Annotated in this window: 3 protein-coding genes; 1 reads left to right on the top strand and 2 read right to left on the bottom strand. The window is 54.0% G+C overall.

Annotated elements, in window-relative coordinates; translation table 11 throughout:
* The first annotated feature begins 89 nt into the window (after positions 1 to 89).
* Positions 90 to 1,883 (top strand): ShlB/FhaC/HecB family hemolysin secretion/activation protein, encoded by a 1,794-nt coding sequence (locus tag J4E05_RS21610; protein ID WP_349600051.1) that lies wholly within the window; start codon positions 90 to 92, stop codon positions 1,881 to 1,883.
* Positions 1,884 to 1,964: 81 nt separating this feature from the next.
* On the opposite strand, the gene iolG is transcribed toward J4E05_RS21610, so the two are convergent.
* Positions 1,965 to 2,957 (bottom strand): inositol 2-dehydrogenase, encoded by a 993-nt coding sequence (gene iolG, locus J4E05_RS21605; protein WP_349600049.1) that lies wholly within the window; start codon positions 2,955 to 2,957, stop codon positions 1,965 to 1,967.
* An 11-nt stretch (positions 2,958 to 2,968) separates the two neighbouring features.
* A complete protein-coding gene (locus J4E05_RS21600; protein WP_349600046.1) occupies positions 2,969 to 4,471 on the bottom strand; it encodes a CoA-acylating methylmalonate-semialdehyde dehydrogenase in 1,503 nt (500 codons plus the stop codon).
* Positions 4,472 to 4,500 lie beyond the last annotated feature (29 nt).

Genomic DNA, 4,500 nt, shown 5'->3' with positions numbered 1-4,500 from the left:
AAGAACGAAGTGGCGGTGCGGCCGCCACTTCGAAAATTGACGATACGTGCATAAACAGCGCCGGGGCGCTGTCTTTGGGGGACGACATTTTGGCAATTTTTAGCCGTACCATACCGGGTGTTTCCGGTTTGACCGGAAAAGGGTCGTTGCGCCCGATGGTTCACGCCATGAAGGCTGTGTTGAGGGCCGGGGGGATGAGTGGGATTTGTGTGCTGGCACCGTTGGCCGCACACGCCCAGCAGGCCCCCAACAGTGTTCAAAGTGAACAACAAAGCAATCCGCTGGAAAATGTCATCCGTCAGGAACAGCGTCAAAAACAGATCAACGAATTCAATGGTTTTGAGCTGCCTGAAATCGTTGATGGCGGCCCGGATTTTACCCCGCCAAAGGCGGGTGCGGGGGCGAAATTTACGGTTCAGCGGTTTGACATCAACCGGTCCGAAATCCTCGAGGATCAGACCATTCGTGATGTTTTGCAAAAATATGTTGGCCGTTCGCTTTATCTGGCGGACCTGTATGACATGCTGGCCGAGTTTAACGAGCTTTATCACGAAAAAGGTTTTGTCACGGCGCGGGCCTATATCCCGCCACAGAAAATTGCCGGTGGTGAAGTCCGTGTCATTCTGGTTGAGGGGCGGGTAGGCCGTCTGCGCGTCGAGCAGAATGACTATATGCTTGAAGATTATATCACCAGCAGCCTTCATATTCAGGAAGGTGATCTTGTTAGTCTGGATGTTTTGGAAAAGGCATTAAGCCGTTTTAATCGGCTGCATCAGACAAAGCTGACCGCCAGGCTGGAACCGGGCGAGAATTTTGGCCAGACCGATATTGTCGTTACGGCAAAAGAGCCGGACCGCATGGCCTATTCCCTGTTTATTGACAATTATGGTGCGCTATCGACAGGGCATCGCCGGAGCGGGGGTTATGCCCGTGCCAACAGCCTGTTTGGCATAGATGACCCGTTAACCGTGGGTGTAACGGAGTCTCGCGGGTCACGGTCGGTGTTTACCTCATATGAATTGCCGGTTAATTCATATGATACGCGCCTGTCGGTGGGGTATACGCAAACGCGTATCCATATCATCGATGGTCCCTTTGCCGATGACCCGGCCGATCCCGATGTTTACGGCCAAACACAGTTGATTACGGCCTCGTTAAAACAGCCGTTCATTTTATCGCCGCACTGGTTGATGAATGTCGATTACAGCTATAATGGCAATATTTCCTATACTACATTCGGGGCGGCATTAACCGAAACATGGATTAATCGTCATTCAATCGGGGTTGATTTTAACTATCTGGGCGATACCGGCTTTTATTCGTTCGGTTTACGCGGACACCGGATGTTTTCCCATATTCGTCAGGCCGCAACAGAATATCGCGTAACCAGCAAATACACTGCCAATGCCTTTGCCTATCAGCAACTTGGCGGGCCGTTTACGGCACAGGTCACGGCGGGCGGACAAATGACAAAAGACCGTGTGTTGCCGCCAGCAGAACAGTTTTCGGTCGGCGGCGTTGGCACCATGCGGGGCTATGAACCCGGTGCGTTCTCAGGTGACGACGGTTATTTCATCGATACCGAACTGCATTACAATTTCAATTTCCCTACTGCGTTCTGGAAGGGGCAACCTGAAAACACCCAGGCCAGTGTTTATGTGTTTTTTGATCATGCCGGTGCTTTTCGTTATCGCGATGGTTCACAAAATGACCGTTATCGTCGCGAAGATTTCACCAGCGCGGCAGGTATTGGTGTGCGGGTAAATAATTTTGTCGGTATTGGTTCGCTGGATGCCGCGTTTTTCCAGGATCTGGATTACAACACCAATAATGAAGAAGCCCGTAAACCCAGTTTTCTGATCAGCCTGCGGATGAACTTTTAGGCGCAGTTAAAGACGTTCAGAATTATAAAAGCCCGGCAGGATGTCACCTGCCGGGCTTTATTATGTCAGGGTCACGATCATTCAGGCGCCAGGTTTTACAGCCGACCCAGTTTTAAGGGACTGAACGGCGGCATCGGCCAGTTCAAGGGCTTTCAGGCCGTCATGCCCGCTTGGGAAGGCGACATTTTCGCCGCTGAGCATGTTGCAAAACGTGGTCAGTTCAAACCGGTACGCATCGGCATAACGCTGCATGAAAAAGTCCAGCAGTGGTTCGGTGGTATAACCGTCGCCATTGGCAATCGTTACCGATGTTGCCCGGTGGTTTTCAGCCTGCACCATGCCCTTGGAGCCATGGACCTCAACACGCTGGTCATAACCATAGGTCGCCCGGCGTGAATTGGTAATCACGGCCATTTTACCACTGGCGGTGCGCAGGGTTGCGGTGGCGGTATCGACATCGCCGGTTTCCTTGATTGCCGGGTCGGTCAAAACGGCGCCGGTGGCAAAAACCTCGGTCACCTCTTCGCCGAGCAGAAAGCGCGCCATATCAAAGTCGTGAATCATCATGTCGCGGAATAATCCGCCAGACCGTTTGATATAATCAACCGGCGGGGCACCCGGGTCGCGTGAGGTGATTTGCACCAGTTCAACATCACCAACATTACCCGCACGAATTTCGGCATGGACGCGGGCAAAGCTGGGGTCAAAACGGCGGTTGAAACCCACCATCAATTTGGTCCCGGTTTCCTCGACAACCTTCAGGCAGGCACGCACCCGTTCTGCCGACAGGTCCACCGGTTTTTCGCAGAAAATCGCCTTGCCAGCCCTGGCCGCCAGTTCGATCTGATCGGCATGAAGGTCGGTCGGGGTGGCAATAATGACGGCACCAATGCTGGTATCGTTCATAATTTCTTCGACCGAGGCGCGTTTGGCCCCGGTTAGCGCGATGGCAGCATCCGCCGCAGCATCCACGGGGTCATAAACCGCGGCGATTTTTGCATTGGGCACGCCCAGCACCGCTTTGGCATGGGTGATGCCGATACGTCCGGCACCGAGCAATCCGATATTAAGCATGGCTATGTTCCTTAACCAAGGGTCGGCATGGTGAATTCAGGGTCGGTCCGCTGGCCGGTTGGCCACCGGGTGGTGGTGGTTTTAAGGCGGGTAAAGAAACGAACGCCTTCCATGCCATGCATGTGGTGATCGCCAAAGATCGATGATTTCCACCCACCAAAGGAATGGAACGCCATTGGCACCGGAATTGGCACGTTAATGCCGACCATGCCAACCTCGATATCCTGGCTAAAGGCACGGGCAACGTCACCGTCGCGGGTGAAAACTGCTGTGCCATTGGCGTATTCGTGGCTATGGATCAAATCAACCGCCGCCTGGTAATCGGGGCGACGGACGATGGACAATGCCGGGCCAAAAATTTCCTCGCGGTAGATTTTCATTTCCGGGGTGACGTGATCAAACAAGGTGCCACCAATATAATAGCCGTTTTCATAACCTTGCTTGTCCTGGCGGAAGGTGCGACCATCGACAACAATTTTGGCCCCTTCGGTTTCAGCCGAATCAATATATCCGCGTACTTTTTCAAGGTGCTGTTTGGTGACCAGCGGCCCCATATCGGATGATTTATCTGCCGCCGGGCCAATTTTAAGGGCGTTGATTTTCGGCACCAGTTTTTCGACCAGCGCATCGGCAACGGCATCGGTCACGGGCACCGCCACCGAAATCGCCATGCACCGTTCCCCGGCCGAGCCATAGGCCGCGCCCATCAGGGCATTCACCGCCATATCCAGGTCGGCATCGGGCATAATCACCATATGGTTTTTTGCCCCGCCCAATGCCTGCACACGTTTGCCATTCGCTGTGCCGGTTGTGTAAATATATTTGGCAATCGGCGTGGAACCGACAAAGCTGATAGCCTTGACATCCGGGTTGTTCAAAAGGGCATCAACCGCTTCCTTGTCACCCTGCACCACGTTGAAAACACCGTCCGGTAACCCAGCTTCGGTTAGCCAGTCCGCCATCAGAAGGGACGCAGAGGGATCGCGTTCGGACGGTTTAAGGATGAAAGTATTGCCGCATGCAAGTGCGACAGGGAACATCCACATCGGCACCATTGCCGGGAAGTTGAATGGCGTAATGCCGGCGACTACACCCAAAGGCTGGCGCACTGAATGGCTGTCTACGCCGGTGCCAACATTTTCGGTAAATTCGCCTTTGAGCAGGTGCGGGGCACCGGTGGCAAATTCCACCACTTCCAATCCACGGGTCACTTCACCCAGGGCATCGTCGTGGGTTTTGCCATGCTCGGCACTAATGGCTTCTGCCATCTTATCGGCGCGTTCCCACAAAATGGTTTTGAACCGGTCCAAAATACGGGCGCGGCGCAGCGGCGGCGTTTTGGACCAATCACGCCATGCGGCTTTGGCAGCGGCAACGGCCTGATCAATTTCGGCAGTTGATGCCAGGGCAACGGTTTTTTCAACATCCCCGGTCGCGGGGTTAAAGACTTCCTGCGACCGGCCCGACGTGCCAGCAACATGTGCGCCATTAATGTAATGGGCAATCTCGGTCATGGGTAAAATCCTTTGGTTCGGGGCGTTCA

It is taken from the genome of Thalassospira sp. NFXS8 (genome assembly GCF_040148805.1).
Lineage (GTDB): Bacteria > Pseudomonadota > Alphaproteobacteria > Rhodospirillales > Thalassospiraceae > Thalassospira.
The sequence above is the reverse complement of the archived record's forward strand: the minus strand, read 5'-3'. Positions and strand labels throughout refer to the sequence as shown.

Excerpts from the sequence above, each read along its gene's own strand:
- J4E05_RS21600 (WP_349600046.1), bottom strand. The coding sequence starts at position 4,471 with ATGACCGAGATTGCCCATTACATTAATGGCGCACATGTTGCTGGCACG.
- iolG (WP_349600049.1), bottom strand. The coding sequence starts at position 2,957 with ATGCTTAATATCGGATTGCTCGGTGCCGGACGTATCGGCATCACCCAT.